This window comes from Magnetococcales bacterium, from assembly GCA_015231755.1.
Classification (GTDB): domain Bacteria; phylum Pseudomonadota; class Magnetococcia; order Magnetococcales; family Magnetaquicoccaceae; genus Magnetaquiglobus.
On the sequence record JADGAZ010000023.1, the window covers coordinates 34803 to 60722 of the forward strand.

The 25920-nt window shown below is 58.1% G+C and carries 26 protein-coding genes; 13 read left to right on the top strand and 13 right to left on the bottom strand.

Features of this window, described 5'->3' with window-relative positions; all coding sequences use genetic code 11:
• Window positions 1–113 precede the first annotated feature (113 nt).
• The 13 genes from HQL98_13905 to HQL98_13965 all read left to right on the top strand — a co-directional run bounded on the left by HQL98_13905 (window position 114) and on the right by HQL98_13965 (window position 13070).
• The gene (locus HQL98_13905; protein MBF0273139.1) at window positions 114–1277 is read left to right on the top strand and encodes an ABC transporter substrate-binding protein; all 1164 of its coding nucleotides are present in this window, start codon (window positions 114–116) and stop codon (window positions 1275–1277) included.
• The gene (locus tag HQL98_13910) at window positions 1278–3695 is read left to right on the top strand and encodes a diguanylate cyclase (protein ID MBF0273140.1); all 2418 of its coding nucleotides are present in this window, start codon (window positions 1278–1280) and stop codon (window positions 3693–3695) included. It abuts the gene before it with no gap.
• 241 nt (window positions 3696–3936) lie between these two features.
• Window positions 3937–4272, top strand: a complete 336-nt coding sequence (locus HQL98_13915; protein MBF0273141.1) for a TusE/DsrC/DsvC family sulfur relay protein — start codon at window positions 3937–3939, stop codon at window positions 4270–4272.
• Between the two features lie 144 nt (window positions 4273–4416).
• Window positions 4417–5457, top strand: a complete 1041-nt coding sequence (locus tag HQL98_13920) for a sulfate ABC transporter substrate-binding protein (protein ID MBF0273142.1) — start codon at window positions 4417–4419, stop codon at window positions 5455–5457.
• Window positions 5454–6275 carry a sulfate ABC transporter permease subunit CysT gene (cysT, locus tag HQL98_13925; GenBank protein ID MBF0273143.1) on the top strand — a complete coding sequence of 274 codons (822 nt, stop codon included), beginning with the start codon at window positions 5454–5456 and terminating at the stop codon, window positions 6273–6275. The genes HQL98_13920 and cysT overlap by 4 nt, the downstream gene beginning before the upstream one ends.
• 21 nt (window positions 6276–6296) lie before the next feature.
• Window positions 6297–7163 (top strand): sulfate ABC transporter permease subunit CysW, encoded by an 867-nt coding sequence (cysW, locus tag HQL98_13930; GenBank protein MBF0273144.1) that lies wholly within the window; start codon window positions 6297–6299, stop codon window positions 7161–7163.
• Window positions 7164–7177: 14 nt separating this feature from the next.
• Window positions 7178–8275, top strand: a complete 1098-nt coding sequence (locus tag HQL98_13935; GenBank protein ID MBF0273145.1) for a sulfate/molybdate ABC transporter ATP-binding protein — start codon at window positions 7178–7180, stop codon at window positions 8273–8275.
• Window positions 8276–8295: 20 nt separating this feature from the next.
• On the top strand, window positions 8296–9144 hold the full coding sequence (locus tag HQL98_13940; GenBank protein MBF0273146.1) for a universal stress protein: 849 nt from the start codon (window positions 8296–8298) through the stop codon (window positions 9142–9144).
• A 58-nt stretch (window positions 9145–9202) separates the two neighbouring features.
• Window positions 9203–10117 carry a 4Fe-4S dicluster domain-containing protein gene (locus HQL98_13945; GenBank protein MBF0273147.1) on the top strand — a complete coding sequence of 305 codons (915 nt, stop codon included), beginning with the start codon at window positions 9203–9205 and terminating at the stop codon, window positions 10115–10117.
• 40 nt (window positions 10118–10157) lie between these two features.
• Window positions 10158–11339, top strand: a complete 1182-nt coding sequence (nrfD, locus tag HQL98_13950; GenBank protein MBF0273148.1) for a polysulfide reductase NrfD — start codon at window positions 10158–10160, stop codon at window positions 11337–11339.
• Window positions 11336–11848, top strand: a complete 513-nt coding sequence (locus tag HQL98_13955; GenBank protein MBF0273149.1) for a hypothetical protein — start codon at window positions 11336–11338, stop codon at window positions 11846–11848. Before nrfD ends, HQL98_13955 begins: the two co-directional genes overlap by 4 nt.
• Before the next feature lie 213 nt (window positions 11849–12061).
• A complete protein-coding gene (locus HQL98_13960; GenBank protein ID MBF0273150.1) occupies window positions 12062–12592 on the top strand; it encodes a cytochrome c in 531 nt (176 codons plus the stop codon).
• Window positions 12593–12626: 34 nt separating this feature from the next.
• Window positions 12627–13070 carry a rhodanese-like domain-containing protein gene (locus HQL98_13965; GenBank protein MBF0273151.1) on the top strand — a complete coding sequence of 148 codons (444 nt, stop codon included), beginning with the start codon at window positions 12627–12629 and terminating at the stop codon, window positions 13068–13070.
• Window positions 13071–13101: 31 nt separating this feature from the next.
• Here the strand turns inward: HQL98_13965 and HQL98_13970 are convergent, their stop codons facing one another.
• The 13 genes from HQL98_13970 to HQL98_14030 all read right to left on the bottom strand — a co-directional run bounded on the left by HQL98_13970 (window position 13102) and on the right by HQL98_14030 (window position 25680).
• Window positions 13102–14628, bottom strand: a complete 1527-nt coding sequence (locus tag HQL98_13970; protein MBF0273152.1) for a methyl-accepting chemotaxis protein — start codon at window positions 14626–14628, stop codon at window positions 13102–13104.
• 69 nt (window positions 14629–14697) lie between these two features.
• Window positions 14698–15096: a response regulator gene (locus tag HQL98_13975; GenBank protein ID MBF0273153.1), complete on the bottom strand. Its 399-nt coding sequence runs from the start codon at window positions 15094–15096 to the stop codon at window positions 14698–14700.
• Between the two features lie 10 nt (window positions 15097–15106).
• Window positions 15107–16528 (bottom strand): HAMP domain-containing histidine kinase, encoded by a 1422-nt coding sequence (locus tag HQL98_13980; GenBank protein MBF0273154.1) that lies wholly within the window; start codon window positions 16526–16528, stop codon window positions 15107–15109.
• Window position 16529: 1 nt separating this feature from the next.
• Entirely contained in the window at window positions 16530–17291 is a 762-nt protein-coding gene (hypB, locus tag HQL98_13985) for a hydrogenase nickel incorporation protein HypB (protein ID MBF0273155.1), read from the bottom strand.
• Between the two features lie 2 nt (window positions 17292–17293).
• Complete coding sequence (hypA, locus tag HQL98_13990) at window positions 17294–17638, bottom strand: hydrogenase maturation nickel metallochaperone HypA (GenBank protein MBF0273156.1); 345 nt, start codon at window positions 17636–17638, stop codon at window positions 17294–17296.
• On the bottom strand, window positions 17638–18648 hold the full coding sequence (gene hypE, locus HQL98_13995; protein ID MBF0273157.1) for a hydrogenase expression/formation protein HypE: 1011 nt from the start codon (window positions 18646–18648) through the stop codon (window positions 17638–17640). The genes hypA and hypE overlap by 1 nt, the downstream gene beginning before the upstream one ends.
• Complete coding sequence (gene hypD / locus HQL98_14000; protein ID MBF0273158.1) at window positions 18645–19757, bottom strand: hydrogenase formation protein HypD; 1113 nt, start codon at window positions 19755–19757, stop codon at window positions 18645–18647. Before hypD ends, hypE begins: the two co-directional genes overlap by 4 nt.
• Window positions 19754–20038, bottom strand: coding sequence for a HypC/HybG/HupF family hydrogenase formation chaperone (locus tag HQL98_14005; protein ID MBF0273159.1), 285 nt, complete (start codon window positions 20036–20038; stop codon window positions 19754–19756). Before HQL98_14005 ends, hypD begins: the two co-directional genes overlap by 4 nt.
• Complete coding sequence (locus HQL98_14010) at window positions 20029–21654, bottom strand: hydrogenase maturation protease (GenBank protein ID MBF0273160.1); 1626 nt, start codon at window positions 21652–21654, stop codon at window positions 20029–20031. Before HQL98_14010 ends, HQL98_14005 begins: the two co-directional genes overlap by 10 nt.
• 19 nt (window positions 21655–21673) lie before the next feature.
• Window positions 21674–22981, bottom strand: a complete 1308-nt coding sequence (locus tag HQL98_14015) for a Ni/Fe hydrogenase subunit alpha (protein MBF0273161.1) — start codon at window positions 22979–22981, stop codon at window positions 21674–21676.
• Window positions 22971–23765, bottom strand: a complete 795-nt coding sequence (locus HQL98_14020) for an NADH:ubiquinone oxidoreductase (GenBank protein MBF0273162.1) — start codon at window positions 23763–23765, stop codon at window positions 22971–22973. Before HQL98_14020 ends, HQL98_14015 begins: the two co-directional genes overlap by 11 nt.
• Entirely contained in the window at window positions 23762–24628 is an 867-nt protein-coding gene (locus HQL98_14025; protein ID MBF0273163.1) for an FAD/NAD(P)-binding protein, read from the bottom strand. Before HQL98_14025 ends, HQL98_14020 begins: the two co-directional genes overlap by 4 nt.
• A complete protein-coding gene (locus HQL98_14030) occupies window positions 24625–25680 on the bottom strand; it encodes a 4Fe-4S dicluster domain-containing protein (GenBank protein MBF0273164.1) in 1056 nt (351 codons plus the stop codon). Before HQL98_14030 ends, HQL98_14025 begins: the two co-directional genes overlap by 4 nt.
• Between the last annotated feature and the right edge of the window lie 240 nt (window positions 25681–25920).

The following is a 25920-nucleotide window of genomic DNA, read 5'->3' on the forward strand; positions in this document are numbered from 1 at the left end:
TGTTCTTGTGTTAACCTTGAAGGTCAGGTCAGACTCTGCGCGCATGGGGAGGTCAACTCCACTCCGAATCCAGGGATTCGAGAGTTGAGAGGTCGTTTTCCAAAGGAGAATGCATGATCAAAAGATCGGGTGTGTGGCCATGGGTATGGATGGTGATCGTGCTGGCACCGATCCGAGCGGTCTGGGCTGATGAACTGAAAATGGGCATGTCTTCGGCCTTCAGTGGGTTGGCGGCGGCCCTGGGCACCGGAATCCGTCAGGGGGTCGAGGCCAGGCTGGAGCAGGTCAATGCCAGCGGGGGCGTACACGGACATGTGTTGCGCCTGATTGCCCTGGATGATGGTTACGAACCCCGCCGCGCCGCCCCCAATGTGCGACAACTGATCGAAAAAGAGAATGTCCTGGCCCTGATCGGCAACGTCGGCACTCCGACGGCGGTCGTGACCGTTCCGATTGCCCAACAAGCCCACACCGTGCTGTTTGGTGCCTACAGTGGCGGTGCCCTGCTGCGCAAACAACCCCCGGATCGTCATATCATCAATTTTCGCGCAAGCTACCGTGAAGAGACGGCGGCGATGGTCACAGGATTGTTGGAATCCGGCGTTCGTCCGGAGCAGATCGCCTTTTTCACCCAGAACGACAGCTTTGGCGATGATGGTTATCATGGGGCCCTGGAGACCTTGAACGCCATGGGTTACCGGCAGGGCGACAAATTGCCCCATGGACGCTATACCCGCAACACCCTCAACGTGGAAGAGGGATTGGGCGTGATTCTGGCGGCTCCGGTGGAACCGCGGGCGATCATTCTGGTCGGCTCCTACAAGCCGTGCGCGGCTTTTGTGCGGCTGGCCAAAAAAGAGTTGCCCAAGACCGTGTTTCTCATGGTCTCCTTTGTCGGCAGTGAACCCCTGGTCCGGGAGTTGGGCGGCGATGCTGAAGGGGTGATCGTCACCCAGGTGGTGCCTTCCCTCGACGACCACAGCCCGGCGGTGCGGGAATATCGACAACTCATGGTGGAGTTGGGTATCACGCCGGGTTACCTGTCGTTGGAGGGGTATCTGATGGCGCGGTTGTTCACTCTGGGTCTGGAAAAGGTCGGTCCGGATCCAACCCGCAAAGGGGTGCTCGATGCCCTGGAAAGTCTGGGAAAGGTGGATATCGGCATGGGGTCCGGGCTGCATCTGAGTCGGGAAGAGCATCAAGCCAGCCATCATGTCTGGCCCACGATCTATCGCAATGGACAATTCGTCCCTTTGGACTGGAAGAAGGCGTGGTGAATGATGACGAATTCGCATGCGTCGGCATGGCATCGGGAGGGATTCTTCAAGGCGTTCGGTCTGACGTTGAGCATTCGTCGCATGTTGTTGGGATTGGGACTGGTAAGCGGGATTGCGATTCTGTTGCTGGCCGGCGTGGCCTTGGTCTCGAATCATCGGCTGGCCCAGTACCAGGAAGAGTTGCTCCAGGAGGCTTTTCCGGTCAGCGAGGCGGTGCGCGGCGTGTTGGAAACCGTGATGCGCTTGACCGACCGGCAACACGAGATGATGACCAGTACCTCGTATGCCGAATTCGCCCGTATTCCTCCCCGGCTTCCTTTGGAACAGAGTTTCCGGAGGGAACGCCATAATCTGGATAAGCTGTTGGAGAGATTTCCATCCTCCAGAAAGCTGCTCGGTGATCTGGATCACAATTTCGACAACCTGCTGTATGCCGATACACGCCTGACCGAGCAGAGGGAACAGTGGCTGCAAGGGATCACCTTGCTGGAGGAACGCTCCCGGCAGGTGGAACAGGAAGCGGAAACCATGATTCAAAAGGCCGAAGCCCTGGCAGGCAAGGCCCGTCTGGAAGAGCAGCGTACCCAAAGGCGGCTGCGTCCTTTGCTGGACAAGGGGTCGGCAGACCCGGCGGCCTGGGCTGGGCTGCGGCAACAGTGGCAGGAGATTCGACCCGATCTTCAGGATGCCACGACCAAAATCCGTTATGGCAGTCTGACCCTGGCGCTGCTCAGTCGGCAATTGATCATGGAACGACAGCAGGATCAGTTGATCAGCATTCGCTCCAATGGCATCGATCAGGCTTTGGGGGTGATCCGGGAGGCGTTGGCCTACCTGAAGGAAAAGGTGCCGGACCATTCGGAACTGCGGCCTTTGACGGTGGAGTTGGAGGTTCATTTTCACAACATGCCGCGTCTTTTGGTCGAGGACGAAGACTCGTTGTATGCCCTGTTGCAGACCCTGTTCCGGGACAACGAACAATTGCGGGTCGGCAATCTGCACCTGACGCAGGCGGTCACTCGGGTGATCCGGGATGTGGAACGGCTCTCTTCTCCCGCCGGGCTGTTGCGTGGAGAGATCGTGGCCGATGCGCGTCGGGTGGTCGAGGCCAACCGATGGACCCTGATTGTGGTGAGTCTGTTGGCGTCGATCCTGTTGGTCGGGGCGATTTTTTTCTTCTTGCGCTGGCTCATGGGCAGAACGGCCCAAATCATCCACGCCTTGCAAGGATGTGCCGAGGGGGACTACTCCAGGCAGGTGCCTTTGGCGGGCAATGGGGATCAATTGGATGAGATCGGCGCCACGGTCAACACCCTGGCCCAGACCCTGGATCGCCTGGAAAGCGCGGATGTGCGCAGCATCATGTCACGGACCGCCATCAATGCGTTGCTGGAAACTTCATTGTTGCCTCTGAGTCTTCACAGTTATCTCATAACTGCATTGCGGATCATTCGCAGCATTCCCTGGCTCCGGGTCTGGAACAACGATATCGCCATTTTTTTGGTGGACAAAAGAGAGTCGGAAGCGTTGCGACTGGTCGCCCACATCGGTTTTTCCGATACCGAGCAACAGTTGTGCGCGCAGGTGGCGCCCGGTTACTGTCTGTGCGGCACATCTTTGGCCTCGGGTCAGATTGTCTTTGCCGATGATGGGGATGAACGGCATGTGATTGACCACGCTGAAACCGAACGACATGGCCATTATTGCATCCCGATTCTTTCATCAGGGCGTCCTTTGGGGATTCTCACCTTGCATCTGGACAAGAATCATCGTCAGAATCCCGACGAGATCGCCCTGTTGACCACGATTGCCCATACCCTGGCCGGGGTGATCGAACGCAAGCGCATGGAAGCGCATTTGCAGCATCTGGCCCATCATGATCCTTTGACCGGTTTGCCCAACCGGACGTTGTTCCGGGAACACGCCGAGCAGTTGCATACCCTGGCGATTCGTTCCCGTTCCATTCTGGCGGTCATGCTGCTGGATCTGGATCGTTTCAAACAGGTCAACGATACCCTGGGACATGCCGCAGGGGATCAATTGTTGCTCATGGTGACGCATCGGATCAAACAGACCTTGCGTGCCTCGGATTTGCTGGCCCGTTTGGGTGGGGATGAATTCGGATTGGTGATCGAAGGCCTGCCCAATGCCTTGAATGTCGCCATCGTGGCCGAAAAAATTGTCCACAGTCTGGTACAACCGTTCCTGATTCAGGAAACCTCCTGCGCCATCGGGGTCAGCATCGGCATCGCCTTGTTTCCGGAACACGGTGACACCGTGGAAATGTTGCTCGAACGGGCCGATCAGGCCATGTATGCGGTCAAACAGAACGGGCGTAACGGTTTTCGTTACGCCCGATTGGATGACACGGAGATCGGTCTGGAGCAGGGCAGGGACTCCAGCGCCGCATCGGTTTGATGGCTCCTGTTTTCTTTTGATGGATGGGTCGGAACAGGGGTAAATTGAACATTTTATTGGTGTTGAAGAGAACTGATTTAGCATTGATGGAGATTGTATAATATTTTTATATCATTATCACTTTTTCTTGTTCTTTGTTATCATGCACCGCACAAAAAGAGAGCATGGCTTCGCGATTCTACACAAAAGACTGACAGCCTCCTCTCCCACCCCCCCCCATGATTGACAAGGAGAAGTGACCATGACCAGCGTAACGTTAAACAATCATTCCTACACCTTCAACCACAGCGGCTATCTGGTGAATCTTGCGGACTGGAATCCGGATGTGGCCGCCTTGATTGCACATCGTGAAGATGTTGAAATGACCGAGGCCCATTGGGAGGTCATCGAGATTTTGCGCTCCTATTATGAAGAGTACAAAATCGTGCCCATGATCCGAACCCTGCTCAAGGCGGTCGGCAAGCGCATGGGCCAGGAAAAAGCCAACATTCGTTACTTGTATGAGTTGTATCCCTGTGGACCGGTCATGCAGGCGCTGAAGATCGCCGGTCTCCCCATGCCTTGTTCCTGCGATTGATTCAGATAGGATCCGTGAATCCCCCCGCATGAGCGACCTTCGGGTGTCATGCGGGGGGGGTGGGACGGATGTGCGGATCGTCGTTTGAATCGGACTAAACTAATATAATAGGCTGTGAACGTGTCATCCAGGGAGGATCCAGTCATGCACTCTTCAATCAGATCGAAATTGAAGAAAATCATTTTTTCCGTCACGACGGTGACGGTTCTTGCCGCAGGAATCTTGGCCGCCCATGCCGCCGAGGTGAGTCTGTTGAATGTTTCGTATGATCCGACACGGGAGTTGTATCAGGAATTCAACCGTGCCTTTTCCCAATTCTGGCAGGCCAGAAGCGGAGATCAGGTGACGGTCAAACAGTCCCATGGGGGGTCCGGCAAGCAGGCCAGGGCTGTGATCGACGGTTTGGAGGCGGATGTCGTCACCCTGGCTTTGGCTTATGACATCGATGCCATCGCCCGGAAGGCCAAGCTGTTGCCGGAAAACTGGCGTCAGAGACTGCCCAATCAGAGTGCGCCTTATTATTCGACCATCGTCTTTTTGGTGCGCAAAGGCAATCCCAAAGGGATCCACGACTGGAATGATCTGATCCGGGAGGGGATCCAGGTGATCACGCCCAATCCCAAAACCTCGGGTGGCGCGCGTTGGAATTATCTGGCGGCTTGGGGTTATGCCCTGAAACACAACGATCAGGATCCGGCACGGGCCAGGGCCTTCGTGACCCGACTGTTCAAGAATGCACCGGTGCTCGATTCCGGAGCCAGGGGGGCCACGACCACCTTTGTCGAACGGCGCATCGGGGATGTGTTGTTGACCTGGGAAAACGAAGCCCATCTGGCCATTCAGGAGCTGGGTCCGGATCAGTTCGAGCGGGTGAATCCGTCGTTGAGCATCCTGGCGGAACCACCGGTCGCGTTGTTGGATCAGGTGGTGGACAAACGGGGAACCCGCACCGTGGCCCAGGGCTATCTTGAATATTTGTATTCCGCAGCCGGTCAACAGATTGTGGCCAAACATTTTTACCGTCCCGCCTATCCGGAGAAAGCCGGAAAAGCGGCTGAAATTTTTGAACCGATCCAGTTGTTCACCATCGACGCCGTGTTCGGAGGTTGGGATCAGGCGCAACAGATTCATTTCGCCGATGGGGGTGAGTTCGACCGGATGATGGCACCTCCGGCCAAGCCATGAAACGGATCGGTTGTCATGACCGGGTGTCGTTGACCTTGGGTGTCACGCTTTTTTATCTCGGTTTGATCGTGTTGCTGCCGTTGTCGCTGACCATCTTGATGAGTCTGCAACCCGGGCCTGAGCTGTTTTGGCGGATGATCGCTTCGCCTCGGGTATTGGCCGCTTTTCAGGTCAGTTTTTCCACCGCGCTGACGGCTGCCGCGATTAATGGGGTGTTGGGTCTTCTGACCGCCTGGGTATTGGTGCGTTATCCTTTGCCGGGCAAGAAAATTCTCGATGCCCTGGTGGATCTGCCCTTTGCCCTGCCGACCGCCGTGGCCGGAATTACCCTGGCCGCTCTTTATGCGCCCACCGGCTGGATCGGCTCCTTGCTGGCGCGGATCGGTATTCCGGTGGCGTATACGCCTTCGGGAATTGTGCTGGCGTTGACGTTCATCGGGCTGCCTTTTGTCGTGCGCACCGTGCAACCGGTGTTGCAGGCCGTGGATGGCGGGATGGAAGAGGCGGCGGCCACCCTGGGAGCCGGTCGTTGGCAGACCTTCTGGCGGGTGACTCTGCCCACCTTGATGCCGGCCTTGCTGACCGGCTTCACCATGGCGTTTGCCCGTGGATTGGGAGAGTACGGATCCGTGATTTTCATCGCCGGCAACCGTCCGTTCGTATCGGAGATCGTGCCATTGCTGATCGTCACCCATCTGGAACAGTACGACGTGGCCGGGGCCACGGCCCTGGCCATGATCATGCTGGCCGCTTCTTTCTTGTTGTTGTTGCTCATCAACCTGATGCAGGCGTGGATGAGTCGTCGTTACCCTGTTTGAGTGGGTCTGGAAATTCAAGTCATGAGTACGGTCCTTGATTGGTCGCGACACAGTGGTCAGGTCACGCGGGATCCGGTGTGGGTCCGTTGGTTCCTGAGCGGGATTGTGGTGCTGTTTCTGACCTTGTTTCTGGTGCTGCCGTTGATTTTCATTGGCGTGCAGGCCTTCAGCAAGGGGATTGATGTCTATTGGAGTGCCTTGTCCAATCCGGACTCCCTGGCGGCGATCCGACTGACTTTGTTGACGGCACTGTTGGTGGTTCCCATCAATCTGGTTTTCGGGGTGTGCGCGGCCTGGGCCGTTGCCAGACAGGAGTTTCGCGGCAAAAACTTTCTGGTGACCTTGATCGACCTCCCGTTTGCCGTATCACCGGTGATCTCCGGCCTGATTTTCGTTTTGCTGTTCGGTGCCCAGGGGTGGATGGCCGAGTGGCTGAACGAACGGCAGATCAAGATCATTTTTGCGGTACCGGGGATTGTCCTGGCCACGCTGTTCGTGACTTTGCCCTTTGTGGCCAAAGAGTTGATCCCGATCATGCAGGCCCGTGGTCGGCAGGAGGAAGAGGCGGCGCGGGTGTTGGGAGCCAGCGGGTGGCAGACTTTTTGGCATGTCACCTTGCCCGGCATCCGTTGGGGATTGCTTTACGGGGTGATTTTGTGCAACGCCCGCGCCATGGGGGAATTTGGCGCGGTTTCCGTGGTCTCCGGCCACATTCGCGGATTGACCAATACCATGCCGCTGCATGTGGAGACCCTTTACAACGAATATCAAGGAGCCGCGGCGTTTGCGGTGGCTTCGTTGCTGGTGGCGTTGGCCCTGGTGACGCTGGTGTGCAAGGTCTGGATGGAGCGACAGCAGGAACAGGTCAAGAGCATGGAATCAAAGTGAGGAGTCACGAACCGATGAAAATCGAACTGCAAGGCGCCATGAAGCATTTTGGGCGTTATCTGGCCCTGGATCATCTGGATCTGCAGATCCCGGCGGGTGAAATGGTGGCGGTGTTGGGGCCATCCGGCTGCGGCAAGACCACCTTGTTGCGGATTATCGCCGGCTTGGAACCACTGGATCAGGGGCTGCTGCAGTTTGATGGTGTGGACGCCACCCGCACGCCGGTTCAGGAACGACGGGTGGGATTTGTGTTTCAGCATTACGCGCTGTTTGGCCATATGACCATTTTTGAGAATGTCGCCTTCGGTCTGCGGCTCAAACCCCGCAGGCAACGTCTGTCTGAGGCGTCCATCCGGAAACGGGTGATGGATCTGCTGGCCATGGTGCAATTGGAACAGGTGGCCAGTCGTCACCCGGCCCAACTGTCTGGCGGACAACGGCAGCGGATCGCCTTTGCCCGTGCGTTGGCGGCGGAACCGCGTTTGTTGTTGCTGGATGAGCCGTTCGGAGCCTTGGATGCCCGTGTTCGTCATGATTTGAGGCAGTGGTTGCGTCAGATGCATGCTTTGGTGCCGGTCACCACCTTGTTCGTCACCCATGACCAGACAGAAGCCGTGGAGGTGGCGGAACGTGTGGTGGTGATGAAACAGGGGCGCATCGAACAAAGCGGTACCATGGAGGAGTTGCTGGCCAATCCCGCCACGCCGTTTGTGGCCGATTTCATGGGTGGAGCCAATCTGTTTCACGGTCGCATGGAAAACGGCGCCACCCGGATAGGCGAGATTTTGCTGGAAACACCTCCCGGTTCGGCATTGGCGGCGGACACGATGTCATCCGCTCAGGTGATTTGCATCCGTTCTCACGATTGGCAGTTGGAGCGCCATCCCAATGGACAGAGTACCTGGCATACCGTGGTGCGCCAGATGCGTCCACTCGGCGCGGTCGTGCGGTTGGGATTGGAGTCCTTGCAGGGTGCGGGTCGCATTGATGTGGAGTTGACCCGGGAACAGTACGAACAATATCGCTTTCAACCGGGGGATACGGTGTTTGCCCACCCCAGGCGGGTACGGATTTTCGCCGACGATCCCAAGGCAAACGTTGTCTCGATTTGAAAGCCGGAAGGAGACGCAGCATGGAAGAGCAATTGTCCCCAACCAACCGTTTCGAGCGCATTCTGCTGGCTTCGGAAGGGTCGAACTACAGCCAGGGCGCCGATCGGGTGGCGATGTCGTTGGCCAGTTTGTGTCATGCCGAAGTTCACGTCATGCGTATGGTGGTGAACAACGATGAATACGCCGCCACGGCTCCTGGTCGGCTCAGGAAGGATGAAGACGACGCCTTGTTGCATCTGCATGCCGTCCGGGAACAGTGCGCCTTGCGGGGTGTGACCTGTGCCGTGCAATTGCGTTATGGCGTGGATCCGGCGGATGCCATTCTGGAAGCCGCGGATGCGTTGTGCGCGGATGTGGTGGTGATGGGCAGACGGGGACGTCGTGGTTTGTGGTCCCGGCTTCTGGTGGGTCAGGCCACCAGTCGGGTGGTGGGCCGGGGCGCCTGCAAAGTCCTGGTGGTGCCGCAGAACGCGCTTTTTTGGCGCGAGCGCATTCTGTTGGCCATCGATGGATCCCGTCACGGCGATGCGGCGGCAGCCACCGCGTTGCGGCTGGCACGGGTGGGCCGGTTGCCCTTGACCGTCATGACCGTCAACCGTCCGGAACACGCCCTGGAGCGTCGCGCTTTGGCCAAGGAAGCGGTGGCGCGGGTGGTGAATTTTGCCAAACGCGAAGGCCTCACCGTGGATGGACTGGTGGAAGATGGAGAGCCATCCACCCGGGTGATTGCGACCGCCCGTCGGATCCATGCGGATTTGATCCTCGGTGGTGGTTTTGGACACACCACGTTGCGGGAAAGAATCCTGGGGGGTGTGATCGAACGGATCATCGGCGAGGCCGTCTGCCCGGTTTTGATCGTCAACCGGTGATCGGTTCGATTGAGCCGACTCCTTTCAAAGCGTATGACTGTGTGACGGGGTGCATCCCATGACCCAACCTTTGAACAGACGGACCTTCTTGTGTGGTGCCACGGCGACGGTCGCCACCGTGGCCGGAGCCGGGGTGCTTGCGTCCATGGATTCATCCCTGACTGAAACGTTGGGAGACACCCTGGAGGGCCTGTTGCAAAAACAGTATCAGCGGATGACTCCCGAGGAGATCCAGGAGGCTTTGGCCCGCATCGAACGTCGGGCCCGGCGCCGCCAGGGGGTGACGATTCGTTGTGTCAATACCCCGCCCCGGAATCAGGTGACCTTTGGTTTCGCGCTCAATCTCTCCCGTTGCATCGGTGCCAGGCGGTGCGTTGAAGCCTGTTTTCGGGAGAACAACTGTTCGGAGCACAATCAGCCCTATATTCGCGTCATTTCCCTGCCCAAGGGCAGTTGGGACTTGACCCGAGGCGATCACGGGTTCAATCCCGCCACCGTGCCGGAACCGGATCGTTGGTATCTGCCGGTGCAGTGCCAGCAGTGCGAGGATCCCGCCTGTGTGCAGGCCTGTCCGGTGGGCGCCACTTGGCAGGAACCGGATGGGGTGGTGGTCATCGATTACGATTGGTGCATCGGCTGCCGTTATTGTCAGACCGCCTGCCCCTATTGGGCGCGTCGTTTCAATTGGCGGGAGCCGTTGGTCCCCGCAGCGCGCATGGTGTCCGAGACCCACTATCTGGGCAATCGTCCCCGCATGCGGGGTGTGATGGAAAAGTGTACGTTCTGCCTGCAACGTACCCGACAGGGCCGACAGCCGGCCTGTCAGGAGGCCTGTCCCACCGGAGCGCGGATCTTCGGCAATCTGTTGGATCCGGAGGGTGAACTGCGCTATGTGCTTGAGCATAAAACGGTCTATCGGCTCAAAGAAGAGCTGCATACGGAACCCAAATTCTGGTACTTCACCGATGTCTGATTCCATGATTTTTCGTGATCGATCCGGGGAAACCGGTACCTTGCGCGTTTTGCTCGGAATGGGTTGGAGCGGCGGATGGCGCTATCGGATCTGGTTGTTGTTTTTGGCCATGCTGGCGATTCCCGGCGTGTCGGGCTGGGTGGAGCAGCAGACGGAAGGATTGTCCGTGACCGGGATGAGCGATGCCGTCTCCTGGGGATGGTATATTGGCCAGTTTGTTTTCTTTGTCGGGATCGCGGCGTCGGCCATCATTCTGGTGGTCCCGGCCCTTGTGTGGGCAGGGCAGGAGTGGCGAACCGTGGCCCTGATCGGTGAAGCGATGGCCGTTTGCGCGGTGTGCGCCAGTTTGCTGTTCATTCTGGTCGATGTGGGCCGACCGGAACGGTTCTGGCATGGCCTGCCCTTTGTCGGCACCCCCCATTTTCCCTCATCGATCCTCTCCTGGGATCTGCTGGTGCTGCTGGTCTACCTGTTTCTGAACGCGGGTTTGGGCTATTGGCATTTGCGTCACAGGCTTCAGACCCGTATCCATCCTGAGTCCCATCGGCTGCTGCCCTGGATCCTGGTTGCCGTATTGGCGGGGATCGGGATTCATGTCGTGACCGCTTTTTTGTTGGCGGGCAATCCATCCCGTCCATTCTGGAACACTGCCTTGCTGGCGCCACGCTTTATTGTCACCGCCTTGGCGGCCGGATCCGGCTGGATGATTCTGACCCTGGTAATCCTGCGTCATGTCGCGGGATTGGTCGTGGCCGATCCGGTCTGGACCCTGCTTGCCCGCGTCATGGCGTCGGTATTGCTGATCAATTTGATTTTTTTGGCATCCGAGTTTTTTGTCGCCTTTCATCGTCCCTCTGGACACAGCCTGTTTATGCAATCCCTCTGGAGTGGGCAGGGGGATACCCCGTTTCATGGTCTCTGGATGAAAGGAGCCTGGGCATTGCAGGTATGCGCCACTGTCGGCTCTTTGTGGGCTTTATGGCGTGGGGTGACGCATGGCTGGTTGGTGTGTGCGGCACTGCTGACCGTTGCCGGAATCTGGATGGAAAAAGGGGTGGGATTGATCGTTGGGGGATTTTTGCCCACGCCTTTGGGCGAATGGGCCTCTTATCATCCGACATGGATCGAGTATCGCGTCACCCTGGCGATCATGGCCATGGTTTTGTTTTTGTTCAGTCTGTTGGTCAGAATCATCCTTGCCGTGGAGGCGCGCACCCGATGAATCGGAAACTTTTGCGGGCGGTTTTCAATCTGCCGTGGTTCACGGTTGCTCTGTTGTGGCTGGTCATGCGTATCGCCAGTGCCGATCCTGCCCAACCTGGAACCGAGGTGCAGAGTGTCGGCCAGACTTCCACCAAGGAGTGCCACTCCTGTCATGAATGGCGCCAATCCAATCCCACACGCCGAACCCTGAAATTTCCCCACAAGGCCATCACCTTGCACCATGGTCCGAATCTGTGGTGTCTGGACTGCCACCAATCGGCCACCCCCGAACGACTGGTATTGCCGGAAGGAAACAGCGCCTCCTTTCAGGAGGTTTATCGTCTGTGCGGTATGTGTCACGGTCGCCAGCTCAAGGAGTGGCGTGTCGGGGTGCATGGAAAACGGGCGGATTTTTGGGACGGACCACGGATTTTATGGCGTTGTACCACCTGTCACAATCCACACGCTCCGATTTTTCCTTCGATTGCACCCGCGTCGGCGACCGGGCACGGGCAACCCGACCGGTAAGAACGAGTCGTTTTCTTTCTTTGTTCGTTTGTCACGCGGCGATGCCATTCAATCCAATCCGTTATGGATCAGAATGATGGGTTGTACCTGAACATTGAGGATTGTTCTGTGCTTCTTTCATGAGTTGATCTTGAAACGAGATTATTTAATAGCAAACTGTTATTTGTTGTTGTGTTATTGGCATGCTACCATGCATTACCATGATCGATCGACATGAATGGTGCATGGTTTTTATTGCCAATCATACATCTTGACAGGGAGGCGCAAGAACAAATGAAAACGACAAAAATGTTGATGCTGACTTTTCTTCTGAGTGTTTATTCTGTTATGCCTGCCACCGCATCCGAATTTGGAAACGACTTGCAGGAATATCAATCCGCGGTCATGTCCGTTCTGCGTCTGCATCTCAAAGCCATCGAGATGCTTTCGGCCAATCAGAACCATCAATACGCTGAGAATCTCCTCAGACATGCCAATGCGCTCAGGTCCAGCGCGCAATTGTTGGATCATGTCTATCCGGATACGCCGCAGGGCAAGTCCGGTTCTGTGGAATCCAAACCCTGGCAGGACCAGAAAACGTTCACCTCCCTGGTGGAAGGCAGCTTTCTGGCGACCAAGGAACTGGTGTCCGCTTCCGAACAATGGTTGAAGGGGAATCAGGAAAGATTGCCATCCGCAATCAAGAAGGTCCGTGAATCCTGTGACTCCTGCCACCGTATCTTTCGCACCAAGCAACCGGAATGACTCTCTTCATTCACGACAAGGAAAGCCTCTCCACATGACTGCGCCAATCATCAGACTTCCATCGTCTCCCCACAGTGTGGCACACCCGAAACTGGGTCAACTCACCCCCGAAGCCGCTTTTGAATGCGTGACGGACCCGCAAACCGTTTTCATCGACATCCGTTCTGAAGGGGAACATTTTTTTGTCGGCAGTCCTCCGCATGTTCTTAATATTCCGTGGCAGGACGCCCCGGATTTCGAGATCAATCCCCGTTTCGTCCGGGAGGTGCTGCTGGCAGCCCACCACAAGAACCGACGGATCGTTTTGATCTGCCGGTCGGGGCATCGTTCCATCGACGCGGGCAACCTGCTGATCCAGGAGGGCTTTGAGCAGGTGTTTCACGTGTTGGAAGGGTTCGAGGGGGACCGGGATGAACATCATCACCGTTCCAGCGTCAATGGTTGGCGTCTGCGTGGCTTGCCCTGGGTGCAATGCTGACTGCTGACCCAAGGCTTTTAGTGTTTCCGAATCATCCGGCGATCTCATGCCCGGTGCGGAAAAACCGGATTGATTCGGACAGACGCTGGGCCTGACTGGAGAGATCTTCGGCAGCATGCAACAACGCGTCTGCGGTGCTGGAATTTTCCCGGATCGCCTGATCCAGATTTTGCACCGCATTGTTGATGTTCTGGATTCCTTGGCTTTGTTCCGCACTGGATGCGGCGATCTCACGCACCAGATCCGAGGTGCGTTGGATTTCCGGACCCAATTGCTGCATGATCGCTCCGGCCTGCTCGGACACGGAGACACTGGAAGCCGATATCTCCATGATCTGAGCCGCGGCGGATTGGCTGCGTTCCGCCAATTTGCGCACTTCCGCGGCCACAACGGCAAAGCCTTTGCCTTGTTCTCCGGCGCGTGCGGCCTCGATGGCCGCATTGAGGGCCAGCAGATTGGTTTGTCTGGCGATTTCCTCGATGACCGAAATCTTGCCCGCAATTTCCTGCATGGCCGCCACAGCCTGTTCTACCGCAATCCCCCCGCGAAGCGCCTCTTGAGCGGCCCGCCCGGAGATGCGTTCCGTCTCCTGGGCGTGTTCCGATGTCTGTTGCACGGCGCTGGTCATCTCGTCCACGGATGCGGTGGTTTCTTCGACCGAGACCGCCTGGGACGAGGCGGCGTGGGCCATGATTTCCACTCTTTGGGTCATCAGGGTGCTGCTTTTGTTCACGGCTGTCGCAGCCAGATGAACCTCTTGTACCACTTGACGGAATTGGGTCACCATATGATCGAGGGATTGGCCCAACAGGCCGATTTCATCCCGTTGCACCATGCCCAGGGTGGCACTCAGGTCTCCTCCGGCGATTCGTTGGGAAAATTTGACCACATGGGACAAAGGCCGGGTGATGGAACGGGCCAGAAGGTAGGCCAGCACGATCAGCATGATCACCCCTGCTGCGAAAATATACAGCATTTTGCGTGCTTCGGCCCAGAAGATGTCGTTTAAGTCATCCATGTAGAGTCCGGTGCCGACAACCCAGCCCCAGGGGGTGAATCCCCGCACAAAGGAGAGTTTGGGAACCGGTTTGTCCAGGCCAGGCTTGGGCCACATGTAGGCCACAAAGCCTTGACCGTGGGCTTTCACCTCTTCCACCATGGCCACAAACAGGGTCTTGCCTTCCGGATCCTTGAAACCAGAAAGATCCTGGCCATTCATCTCCGGTTTGAAGGGGTGCAGGATCATGTTCGGATGCAGATCGTTGATCCAGAAATAATCCTTTTCCTGGTAACGCAGAATGGCAACCGCCTTCAAGGTGTTTTGCTGCGCTTCCTCCCGTGTCATTTCCCCCTGCTTCTCCAACGCATGAAAGTGATTCAACACGCTGTAAGCCACATCGGTCAATTGTTGGATCTTGGCCTGACGACTGGTTTTGATTTCCTTGTCCAGGGTATGCAGAACCATCGCTTCGCGCCCAAGCAGAAACACGATCGCCAACAGGATCAGCAACCAGATGCGTTGCTGGACACTGAGGGAAGCAAGCAGATTTTCTTTCATGACGAAGGTCTCTGGGTGATTCGACTTATTAAACCATTGGAATTCAATCCAGATCGGTGTCAATCAGTCTCAAGACCGTCCAATCAGGCTGTTGATTTTTTCTATCAATATTTTGGGTTCGACAGGTTTTTCAATGAACGCCTCAACGGGCATGAAATCCGTACTGATATCGCTTTCCGAAAAACCGAATGACAGTTTGCTGCGCTGATTAACCGCCGACAGGATCAGGACCGGAATCTTGCCGATGGTTTCATCCTGATTGAGCAAACGGGCCGCCTTGAAGCCGGCCTGGGAATCTTCGGGCATCATGATGTCCAGAATGATGAGATCCGGGTGGATGGCGCGGACATCTTCCAGCAGATGATCCGTATCCCCCTTGACGGTGATCTGATGACCGATCCCTTCCAGGATCATGGTCAGGTTGTCGGTGATGTCCTGGTCGTCATCGATGATCAGAATTCTGGCCATGTTTGTCTCCTTATTTTGATTGATTCGGTAAACGTGCCAGGGTCACGGTAAAGCAGGACCCCGCACCCAGTTGGCTGACAACCTGGATTTCGCCATGATGCAGCCGGACGATCTCCCGGACCAGCGCCAGACCCATGCCGCTGCTGTTTGGATTGAAACGCACCGCGTTGTTGGAACGAAAATGCTCCTCGAAAATTTTTTCGAGGTGTTCTTCGGGAATTCCGATGCCGTGATCCTGGATTTTCAGCACCACCGTATTTTCTTGATGTCCCAGCGTCACTTCCACCATGCCGTCCGGATTGGAGTAGTTGACCGCGTTGCGCAACAGATTGGAAAGCATGGTGGAGAGATGTTCCCGGGAGGCCAGGATCGGACAGACGGTCAAATCGGATTGGAACAGCACGTCCACCCGGCGCGGTTTGCCGATCAGGCGGGCATCCTCGACATCCTTGGCAACAACGGCGACCAGATCGTTTTCGGTCAGACCGGCATTGGCCGGCGTGGCGGTGCGCAGATTGCTCAAATGAATGATATCGGATATTTTTTCCATCAGCAGATCACAGCGGTCCCCGATCCGCTCCACCACCTGCTGGGCCTTTTCCGGCAGCACGCCGCAATAGCCGTCCCGCAGGGTATAGACATAGCTTTTGATGGCGGCGAACGGGGCTTTCAATTCATGGGTGGCCCGCAGGGTGATCTGGGATTTTTCGTGATCCAACAGTTGCAGACGGTTGAAGGCCTGTTCCAGTTGTCGTTCCCGGGTCAGAAGAATCGCCGTAATATCTCCCACCAGATACCAGCAGATGAGAAACGCAGCCGTGATCCCCAGAATGTAGCTCGACGTGATCACCAGATTGGAACTGATGCCGCCGCTTTTGTGCATCACGTCAAAAATGGAGATGATCGGCACCCAACCCATGTATTCCAACAGAATCGGCAGACTCGCGAACAAAATCCCGATCCAGGTCATCACGAAGCTGTAAGAGCGGGAGAAAAACAGTGTCAACAAGATGATATGCGGCAAAAACAGAATCATGATCGGCGTTTCAATGCCACCCAACCCATAGGTCAGGATCGACAGGTTGAAATAGTCGGTCAACACTTGAAAACTCAGGAATCGACACAGTCTTTTCTTCGAGGGTTGACCCACGATCAGGGATTTCGCCATGTGGGCATACAGCAGATTGCTGGCGGCCAGCAGCAGGCCGACCACCAGAAAGAACCGATAATCGATGACAAAACGGGGTGTGGCTTCCAGGGGAGGCAATACCGACCAGATGGCCCCGAGAAAACAGAGCGCGGTCGCATTCCAGCGGGTGCGGATGAACCACCAGCCCCGTTCCGACATTTCGGTGGTGCGCAGACCCTTTTCGCAGATGCTGGTATCCCAGTCGAAAAAAGGTGGATCGGAGTTGGCGGCAGGAGGCGTCATCTCAGGCCACCAACTGCTCAAGAAATGCGATCCACGACGCCAGACCGGCCCCTGTGGTGGCGCTCAACTCAAGGATTCGGGCATCGGGTCGCACCTGAAGAATGGCCTCCCGACAACGATCCATCTTCCAGTTCAGATGGGGCACCAGATCGATCTTGGTGATCACCACCACCGGGGCTTGATGAAACAAGGATGGATATTTTACCGGCTTGTCCTCCCCCTCGGTGACCGAAAGCAGGGCGATTTTCAGATCTTCCCCCAGATCGAAGGCCGCCGGACAGACCAGATTGCCGACATTCTCGATGATCAGCAATCGTTCAGGCCCTCCGTCCGGCAGGAGTTCCGGGAGCCGTTGGCCCACCTGTTGGGCATCCAGATGGCACGACGTGCGGGTTTCAATCTGGCAGACCCGCGCTCCCTTGCCTTGCAGACGCCTGGCATCGTGATCGGTTTGCACATCGCCCACCAGGACGGCACAAGACACCCGATCCCGCAGCAACTCCAGGGTACGCTCCAGCAGCAAGGTCTTGCCCGCGCCAGGGGAGGAGATCAGGTTGATGGCCCGAATGCTTCGTGCCGCCAGCCATTGACGGTTTTGTTCGGCCAGGGCGGCATTTTTGGCCATCACCTTGGTTTCAAGCAGGATGGTCCTCTCATGGGTGTGATCATGGTGGTGATCGTGGGTGTGATCGTGGTGACCCCCCCGTGCGGAGTGATGGGTGTGGGAATGGTGTTCCATGCTGCAACCACAATCCTGGCACATCTTTAGCGCACCTCCAAGGAATGCAGAATCAGATCATGACCCGCGATGATCTCCACATGGCCGGAACCGCAGGCCACACACTGGATCCAATGGCTCTCTTCGGGTTGCGATTCGGTATCGCACGTCCGACAACGGAGTCGCACCGGCACCGGTTCGATCTGCAAGCTGGCTCCTTGAATCGGGGTGCCCTCGATGGCCAGGGGAAAACAGAAGGCCAGGGCATCGGCTTCCACGCCACTCAAGGCACCGACCGACACGGTGACCGAAATCAGTTCCTGGGCCTTTTCTTCCAGCATGAATTCCCGGATTTGTTCCACCAGGGCCATGGCGATATTGAGTTCGTGCATCAGCAGATCCTGGGCAGCAGTTCGCCGCTGGGCACATCCACTACCCGCAGGCCACCGATGGCGCTTTCCAGAATCACCCGACCGGCTTGATTCGGCGTGACCACACCGATTGCTTGGGCTTTTTGTCCTTCCGGCACGGTACGCCACACAGCAAGAATTGATTCCGCCACTTCCGCCGCGCAAATCATCACCAGACACCCTTCCGAGGCCACATGCAGCAGATCCAATCCCATCATTTCCGCCAGGGCCGCCGTGCCCGGCGAAAAGGGCAGCTCACGGGCGCGGATCAGGATACCAAAATCCCTGCCGGTCGTCATTTCATTCAGGACGGTTGCCAATCCGCCCCGGGTCGGATCGCGCATGAAGCGGATTCCCGCAGCCAGGGAGCTTACCCCTTCCACCAGTCGATGCACCGGACGGGAATCACTGACGGGCGCATGGAAACCCTGAATGCCTTCCCGCGCGGCCAGGATCGCCGCACCATGATCCCCGAGTGGACCGCTCACCAGAACGCGATCCCCTGGCCGGATCCGATCCAGTCCCAGATCGAAGCCGGGCAAAGCCTCGCCAATGCCGGAGCTGGTGATATAAAGTCCGTCGCATTGGCCGCGTCGCACCACCTTGGTATCCCCCGTGGCCACGATCACGCCGCAATCGTGTGCCGCCCGTTGAATCGAATCCAACACCCGGCGCAACAGGGATAACGACAAGCCTTCTTCCAGAATCAACCCCAGGGAGAGCCAGCGTGGACGGGCACCGCTCACCGCCAGGTCATTGACCGTACCATGCACAGCCAGATCCCCGATGTTGCCACCCGGGAATTCCAGCGGCTGGACCACGAATCCATCGGTGGTGAAACGGATCCGGGTGGAGTCCAGTTCCAGTGCGGCGGCGTCGGGCAGCGAAGCCAGTGGGCCGGAACCGAAACGGGGGAGTATTTCATCGGTGATCAACGCGTGAGAAAGTCGCCCTCCGCCCCCATGGGCGAGCAGGATCTGATCGTGGTTCATCGTGTGACTCCGCCGGAAGCAAAACGATATTCCGCCCCACAGCTCCCCTCGGAGCTGACCATGCAGGGACCGAGGGGGTGTTCCGGATGGCAGGCCACTCCGAACAGGGAACAGTGAACGGGACGGATTTTGCCCTTCAGAACCTCGCCGCACAGGCAATGGGGATTGAGGCGACCGGGTTGCACGGTGAGTCCATGGCGCGACTCCGCATCGAATCGGGCGAACTCCGGGCGCAACACCAATCCGCTGGCCGGGATCACGCCGAGCCCCCGCCAGGAGACATCGGCGGGCATCAGATAGTGATCCACGAGCCGTTGCGCGATGCGATTGCCCTCCGGACGGACCACCCGGCTGTATTGATTGTCCACCGTGGCGTGTCCGGCGATCTTCTGACGCAGCAATCCCTCCACCCCATGGAGGATATCCAGTGGCTCGAATCCGGCCACAACGCACGCCACCCCATGGGTATCGGCAAAGGGTCGATAGGCATGGGCCCCGATCACGGCGCTGACATGGGCCGGACAGAGAAAACCATCGATTTTCAGTTCCGGATCGGCGATCAGCGCGGCCAGCACCGGCGGCACCAACTTGAACGCCGTCAGCAGTGTCAGGTTGGGAATGGCGGCGCGTCGGGCCGTATCCAGCATGGCCAGCACCGGGGCCATCGTGGTTTCAAAGCCGATGGCCAGAAAAACGATCTCCCGATCCGGATGGGCACGGGCCAGTTCCAGGGCGGTCACCGGGGAGTAACAGCTTTCGATCCATCCCCCTGCGGCCCGGCTTTTGGCCAGGGTGGAGCGGGAGCCGGGCACCCGCATCATGTCGCCGAAGGTGACGATGATCTTGCCTTGCATGGCCAGTTCGATGGCGGCATCGATATAGCCCGGATCGGTCACGCACACCGGGCAGCCCGGTCCACTGACCAGGGTTACCGAAGGCGGCAGAAAATCCCGAATCGCAAAGCGGGCAATGGCCATGGTATGGCTGCCGCACACCTCCATGAAACAGGCGCGGCCCCCTTGATCCGCCCATTCCTGACCCAGTTGCGCCAGAGTGACCCGATAACGGGCCGCGGCATCCTGGTTGCGGAATCCATCGATATAGTTCATCTGCGCGTCTCCGGGCGGAGCGGAGCGGCCACCAACAAGACTTCCTGCCCGGTCTCCTGGCGATGTATCGCGGCCAACGTGCGAAACAGAGCCAGGCGGGCTTCGGCTTCGGCGCAGTCGAGCCGTTCGATGGCATAGCCGGCATGGATCAGCAGATATTCGCCAATTTTCGGCTCTTCGATCAGCATCAATCCGATGGTGTGTTGAATGCCATCCAGTTCCACGGTGCCGGTTTCATCCGCACCCATGGCCACCAGTTGCATGGGAACCGCTAGACACATGACCGATCCCTCTCTCCGGCGATCCAGAGTTGTCCGACCGCAAGGCTTTCATCCCCGGTCGTGAGGCGTTGATGGTGAAAGATCTTCACTGCCGATGCGTGCAACCGGGCCCGCAGCAAATCCTTGAGCAGACGGTTCATGAAGACGCCACCACTCAGGACCAGGTGACGCACACCGGTATTCCGGGTGCCCTGTTCGACCAGAGCCGCCAGAGCCTCGGCCACGGCTTGATGAAATCCATAAGCCCAGGCGGGTCGATCTTCCTCGGGCACCGGTTCCACCGGGAGCGCGGCGAACAAGGGTGACCAATCCACCCAAACCATGCCCGATTCTTCCCGGAGCGCAAAGGGGAGATGCCGATCACACGGTTTTTCTGGCCATCGATGCGCCATGGCTTCCAGTCCCATGGCCGGTTCCCCTTCGTGGGCAATGACCCGGGGGGCGGATCCGAGCCAAGCGGCAAAGGCATCGAACAGCCGTCCGGCGGCGTGGCTCATGGGGGCGTTCACCCCGAGGCGACATTGTTGGCGCCAAAGGTCGATCTCGACCGCCGACAAACCGAGCCGCGTCTGCCAAGCCGCATCGATGGTCACGCCGGCGGCCAGCAGACGGGCGAGCAGTTGCCGGACCGGCTGGCGCACCGCCGCATCCCCGCCCGGCAGGGGAACCGGCGCGAAAGTTCCCAGGCGGCTCCAGCCGCCGGGGTGCAGATGGAGCAGTTCCGCCCCCCACAGGGAGCCATCCAGTCCATGCCCCATGCCGTCGCAGGTCAAGGCCAAGGCTGCGTGCAGGCCATGTTCCGCCATGCAGGCCCCGGCGTGGGCCTGATGATGCTGGACCGTCACCAACTCCAGGGAGCGTTCCCGGGCCAGCCGACCTCCCAGCACCGTCGGGTAAAGGTCGGGATGCCGATCCACCACCAACGCTTCTGGCGGATGGGACGGATGGTCCAACAGGGCCAGGACCGCCTGTTCCATGGCGTTGCGCGCCATCGGATCGGTCAGGTCGCCACAGGGTCGGAACAGGGTGATCGACTCTCCATGTCCAAACGCCAGGGCATTTTTGCTTTCGATCCCCAAGGCCAACATCGGACGCGCAAAGCGTCCAGGTGCTGGAATCACCGCCTGGATTTCAGGCAGCGCCGCAGGCCACTCCGCAAGCAGACACCCCACGACCGTTTGCAATCCGGTCAGGAGTTCCGGCACGCGCTGCGTCATTTCGGGGGTCAGGCCCGGTTGCGGCGACAGATCGAACGGTTGGACGCCGAACACCCCCACAGGATGATCAAAACCCAATCCGCAAGCGATTTCCAGGGCTTCGGCCACACCGAATCCGTGGGTGGAAAGGGAATCGACGGTTGTTTTCAACAGGCCATCCCGGGGCCGGAAGTGACGCCAGATCCCCCCTTCCAGACCCATGTTCGCACAATCGACGATCAGCACCGGTTCGGTCAGGGTGAGCAGATCGTAAGCCAGGGTCAAGGCGTCGGCATCCTCCCACAACACGGGCGTGAGGCCGGGGGATGCCGTGGATTGGGCCAGGGCTTCCACCAGCCGCAGACCGATCCCGTCATCCCGCGCCCCACGACTGCCGACGCCGATCACCGTCAACCTCACGTGGCCACTCCTGCCCGGTTCAATCGACAAACTCGACGTTGAGCATATGCACGGAACAGGAGATGCAGGGATCATAGGCCCGCAACAGCATTTCCATGTGCAAGGTCAACGTCTCCTGGGACATCTCCGGCAGCATGAGCGGCACGAAAGCCTTCATGTCCTGCTCGATGTTGTTGACGTTTTGACTGGTGGGAATGATGGCATTGGCATCGCAACAGCGCCCGGCCTCGTCGAAGGCGTATTCGTGGAACAAAATGCCGCGTGGCACCTCGACCGCCCCGAATCCGCGACCCGCTTTCGGGGTATGACCGATGTCTTCTTCCCGCAAGCCGCCGTTGAGCACGGTCTCCATCATGGCCAGACTGTTGTAGGCGCAGTGGACGATCTCCACCACCTGGGCGACGTTGTTCATGTAGGGATTGTAACAGGGCGTTTTCAGGCCCAGAGTCTCGGCGACGCTTTTGGCTTCGGGATGCAACTGGTCGAAGTTGTTGTTGACCCGGGCCAAGGCCCCGACCGCATAGGCATCCCGATGCCAGCGGGACCATTTGGTGGTGGAGTGGGCCACGGTGAATTCGTTGGTCACCGAACGATAGTCACGCACCGGCACGCCGCTTTGGGTGTCGGAACTGAATACATCGCCTTCGTACAGGGCATATTCGTCGGGATGCTTGAGGGAGACGAATTCGGTTTCCCGTTCGTAGCCGGGGATTTTCAGGGTCTTGACGATTCCGACCGTCTCCAGCAGATCCGGCACCGCAGCCACCAAACGATTGCGGACCTGTTCGAGCCGCTCCAGATCCGGAAGCCTGCGCCATCCTTTCAAGGTGTTGCTCATGGGATGAATGGTGCGTCCTCCCATCACCTCGGTATAGTCGTTGGCCAGTTTTTTCAGTCGCAAGGCCCGTTTCACCACCTCGGGATGGGTCTTGATCAGCGGAATGACACTGGGCGCGCCAACGAAATCCGGCACCGCGAGAAAATAGACATGCAGCACATGGCTTTGCAGAAACTGGGATTCGTTGAGCATTTTTCTCAACAAGACCGTCTGGGGGGAAACCGCAATGCCCTGGGCATCCTCCACCGCCTTGGTGGCCGAAAGTTGATGGCCCACGCAGCAAATGCCGCAGATGCGACCCACCACCCAGGGGATTTCGTGGGGCGTCATGCCGCGGGTGAAGCTTTCAAAAAATCGGTTGGCCTCGACGATGCACAGTTTCACATCCTCCACCACCCCGTCGCGGGTATTGATGCGGATGTTGCCATGTCCCTCGACGCGGGTGACGTGATGCACATCGATCGTGTAGGTTTTGGCATTATTTGTCATGTCCGGTTCTCCCGACCCGACCGAGGGATTCCGCGCTGCAAAACAGGCGGTAACGATTGGTGATCTGGGGTTCGGAAAGCCCCTTGCTCTTCAGCAGACCATGATGGGCCGTCAGATTGGCATGGGGCAGCACGCCCCGGCAGCCATCGCACCGGTAACCGTTGGTGATACAGATGGCCTTGCAGCCCCCACGGGTGATTTGCCCCATGCAGGTTTCGCCCTGATCGTAGACGCATTCGTTTTCGAGCATCTTGCATTCGACGCAGACCGCCTGGGTCGAAAAACGGGGGATGGCTCCGGTGACCAGCGATTTGACCAGATGCACGAACTCTTCGGGCACCAAAGGACAGCCCCGCAACTCGAAATCCACCGGCACGATCTCATGTACCGCCCGTACCCGCGTATGGGCCCAGAGGGGCCAGAACTCCGGATCGGTCTGTACCCGGTTGCGATCCTCGACCCCATAGACCCGCTGGAAATTTTCCGCAGGCGCGATGAAGTTGGAACGGGCCTGGACATTGCCGATACAGGCGCACGCCCCCATGGCCACCAGATAGGTGCTGCGGGCACGGATGTCTCTCAGCCGTTCGGCGTCTTGTTCCCGGTTGATGCTCCCTTCGATGAAGGCGACATCGAAACGCGGCGCGGTTTCCGACATCGCCTCGCGGAATTCGACGATATCCACCAGCCCCAGAATGTCCAACAGGACATCTTCGCAGTTGAGAACCGCGAGTTGACACCCTTCGCAGCTGGCGAAGTCAAAGAAGGCCACTTTTGGTTTCATTGCAACGCCTCCGGAAGATGCGCGATCTGGTCGAACCGGAACACCGGTCCTTCCTGGCAGCAATAGACATGGTTGATTTGGCAATGGCCACATTTGCCCACGCCACATTTCATGCGTCTTTCCAGGTCCACGAAAATCCGGGAGTGGGGCAGTCCGCGTGCGGCCAGTTCCAGGAGGACGAATTTGTACATCACGGGCGGTCCGCACAGGGCCACGACCGTATTGTCCGGATCGATGGGCAGGGAGGGAAGGGGCGCGGTGACCAGTCCGACTTGGCCATCCCAGGGCAGATTCTGGGTGCGGTCCACCAGACGGATCACCCGGACCTTGCCGGTCTCTTGTCCGAGTCGTTCCCAGGCGCGCATTTCTTCGCGATACAGTTCCTCGGCGGGGGTGCGGCAGCCGCTGATGATGGTGAGAGCGGCAAAGCGGTCCAGTTGCGCCAGAATCGGCTGGATCAGGGAGCGCATCGGCACCAGTCCCAAACCGCCGACCACACACAGGACTTGTTTGCCGTAAAAATCCTCCAGATCGAACCCGGAACCGAATGGACCCCGTATCCCTACCTGTTGACCCGGTTTGAGGCCATGCAGCACCTGGGTCAGGCTGCCCGCATTGCGGATCACCATTTCCAGAATGGTATCCGTGCGCGGGCCGCAGGAGATGGAGATCGGCGCCTCCCCCACCCCCAGCAAAGAGAGCATGACAAATTGGCCGGGGCGGTGTCCCAGGGGTTCTGGGAGTTCGACCTTGAAATATTTTTCCCGGGAGGTCAGGGGGGTCACTTCCAGAATGCGGGCCATGCGCGGCAGATAGAGCGCCGGATCGATGGTCGGGTCGGATGCGTAGGGGGTCGCACTCATGAGTTCGCCTCCGCGTGATCGATCAAATCGTTGACAATATCGAAAATGTCGATACCGGTCGTGCATTGGCGACCGCATCGACCACAGCCGGTACAGAAACTGCCTTCGGCAAACCGTTCGGTCAGATATTCAAACTTGCGTTTGACCCGGTGACGCTGACGGGCCGCCGGATTGGAACGGAAATTGTGTCCACCGGCCACCTCGGCGAACCGGGGCAGCATGCAACCATCCCAGGTGCGGGTGCGCTGGCCGGCGTTGATGTCGGTGAGGTCGAAGTCGTCATGGACATCGAAGCAGTAGCAGGTGGGACAGACCAGATTGCAACTGCCGCAGGAAAAACAGGCCTCCACATGCTTTTCCCACACCGGAGCGTGCCATTGATTGGCGATGAGGGTGGGAATGCGGGCCAGATCGGCATGAAACTGCCGTCCGAACGGTTTGGCGCGTTGGGCTTCGGCACGGGCTTTCACCGAGGCGACCTCCTGGCACACCGGGAAATCCATCCCTTGGATCAATGTTTCTCCTGCGGGGGTTTGGACTTCGATCAGGATGTGATCGTCGATGGAGGTCAGAAAGATATCGGCATTTTCCCGCCAACCCAGGGATCCCACCGCGTCGCAAAAGCAGGCTGCGTCACAGGGTTGCAGGCAGTCATGGGCCATGAGGGTGCTGTGGGTGCGACGGGTCAGATAGTGGGGATCTCCATGACCTTCCCGGTTGACCTGGTCCATCAGGTGGATCCCCTTGAGATCACACGGACGGACACCGGCCAGAATCCGGGGGGACCGGTCCAGGATGGGCACCAACTCGGGTGCTTCGTCCCCCCGTTTGCGATAGCGGAACAAGGGTTCTTCCGCCGGGGTCAGTTTTTTTCCGGGTGGGGAGAGCGTCGGGTGGTAGCGATCGAATTGGATTTCCGTGGTCTCCCCCACCGGTTTGAAGCGAAATCCGGATTGACCGGCACGCTGCGGGAAATAGACGGTATGGCTTCGTGCCAGATGCCGGATCCAATGCGCCACGGCATCTTTATCGATGAAAAACGCACGCATCATGATACCTCCTGATTCGTTGCTGACCATGCAGCCTGGAGCGCACCGCATGAATGGTGATGCAACCATGGAAAGAAGTTAAAATTCTAAGAATTCCGTGAAACCCGATCATAATCCATCAATACAAACACGAAGTGATTTCTTGAAGTGTCCAGGTTTTAATGGAACCGAAATTATGCCAGTTTAGCATAGGTGGTGTGGTGACGGATAATGCTGAATAATCATTTTATAATCTGTTTTTGT

What these genes read in the sequence shown, in the direction of transcription:
- HQL98_13905 (MBF0273139.1), top strand. Translation starts at nt 114, where the DNA reads ATGATCAAAAGATCGGGTGTGTGGCCATGGGTATGGATGGTGATCGTG.
- HQL98_13910 (MBF0273140.1), top strand. Translation starts at nt 1,278, where the DNA reads ATGATGACGAATTCGCATGCGTCGGCATGGCATCGGGAGGGATTCTTC.
- HQL98_13915 (MBF0273141.1), top strand. Translation starts at nt 3,937, where the DNA reads ATGACCAGCGTAACGTTAAACAATCATTCCTACACCTTCAACCACAGC.
- HQL98_13920 (MBF0273142.1), top strand. Translation starts at nt 4,417, where the DNA reads ATGCACTCTTCAATCAGATCGAAATTGAAGAAAATCATTTTTTCCGTC.
- cysT (MBF0273143.1), top strand. Translation starts at nt 5,454, where the DNA reads ATGAAACGGATCGGTTGTCATGACCGGGTGTCGTTGACCTTGGGTGTC.
- cysW (MBF0273144.1), top strand. Translation starts at nt 6,297, where the DNA reads ATGAGTACGGTCCTTGATTGGTCGCGACACAGTGGTCAGGTCACGCGG.
- HQL98_13935 (MBF0273145.1), top strand. Translation starts at nt 7,178, where the DNA reads ATGAAAATCGAACTGCAAGGCGCCATGAAGCATTTTGGGCGTTATCTG.
- HQL98_13940 (MBF0273146.1), top strand. Translation starts at nt 8,296, where the DNA reads ATGGAAGAGCAATTGTCCCCAACCAACCGTTTCGAGCGCATTCTGCTG.
- HQL98_13945 (MBF0273147.1), top strand. Translation starts at nt 9,203, where the DNA reads ATGACCCAACCTTTGAACAGACGGACCTTCTTGTGTGGTGCCACGGCG.
- HQL98_13955 (MBF0273149.1), top strand. Translation starts at nt 11,336, where the DNA reads ATGAATCGGAAACTTTTGCGGGCGGTTTTCAATCTGCCGTGGTTCACG.
- HQL98_13960 (MBF0273150.1), top strand. Translation starts at nt 12,062, where the DNA reads ATGAATGGTGCATGGTTTTTATTGCCAATCATACATCTTGACAGGGAG.
- HQL98_13965 (MBF0273151.1), top strand. Translation starts at nt 12,627, where the DNA reads ATGACTGCGCCAATCATCAGACTTCCATCGTCTCCCCACAGTGTGGCA.
- HQL98_13970 (MBF0273152.1), bottom strand. Translation starts at nt 14,628, where the DNA reads ATGAAAGAAAATCTGCTTGCTTCCCTCAGTGTCCAGCAACGCATCTGG.
- HQL98_13975 (MBF0273153.1), bottom strand. Translation starts at nt 15,096, where the DNA reads ATGGCCAGAATTCTGATCATCGATGACGACCAGGACATCACCGACAAC.
- HQL98_13980 (MBF0273154.1), bottom strand. Translation starts at nt 16,528, where the DNA reads ATGACGCCTCCTGCCGCCAACTCCGATCCACCTTTTTTCGACTGGGAT.
- hypB (MBF0273155.1), bottom strand. Translation starts at nt 17,291, where the DNA reads ATGTGCCAGGATTGTGGTTGCAGCATGGAACACCATTCCCACACCCAT.
- hypA (MBF0273156.1), bottom strand. Translation starts at nt 17,638, where the DNA reads ATGCACGAACTCAATATCGCCATGGCCCTGGTGGAACAAATCCGGGAA.
- hypE (MBF0273157.1), bottom strand. Translation starts at nt 18,648, where the DNA reads ATGAACCACGATCAGATCCTGCTCGCCCATGGGGGCGGAGGGCGACTT.
- hypD (MBF0273158.1), bottom strand. Translation starts at nt 19,757, where the DNA reads ATGAACTATATCGATGGATTCCGCAACCAGGATGCCGCGGCCCGTTAT.
- HQL98_14005 (MBF0273159.1), bottom strand. Translation starts at nt 20,038, where the DNA reads ATGTGTCTAGCGGTTCCCATGCAACTGGTGGCCATGGGTGCGGATGAA.
- HQL98_14015 (MBF0273161.1), bottom strand. Translation starts at nt 22,981, where the DNA reads ATGACAAATAATGCCAAAACCTACACGATCGATGTGCATCACGTCACC.
- HQL98_14020 (MBF0273162.1), bottom strand. Translation starts at nt 23,765, where the DNA reads ATGAAACCAAAAGTGGCCTTCTTTGACTTCGCCAGCTGCGAAGGGTGT.
- HQL98_14025 (MBF0273163.1), bottom strand. Translation starts at nt 24,628, where the DNA reads ATGAGTGCGACCCCCTACGCATCCGACCCGACCATCGATCCGGCGCTC.
- HQL98_14030 (MBF0273164.1), bottom strand. Translation starts at nt 25,680, where the DNA reads ATGATGCGTGCGTTTTTCATCGATAAAGATGCCGTGGCGCATTGGATC.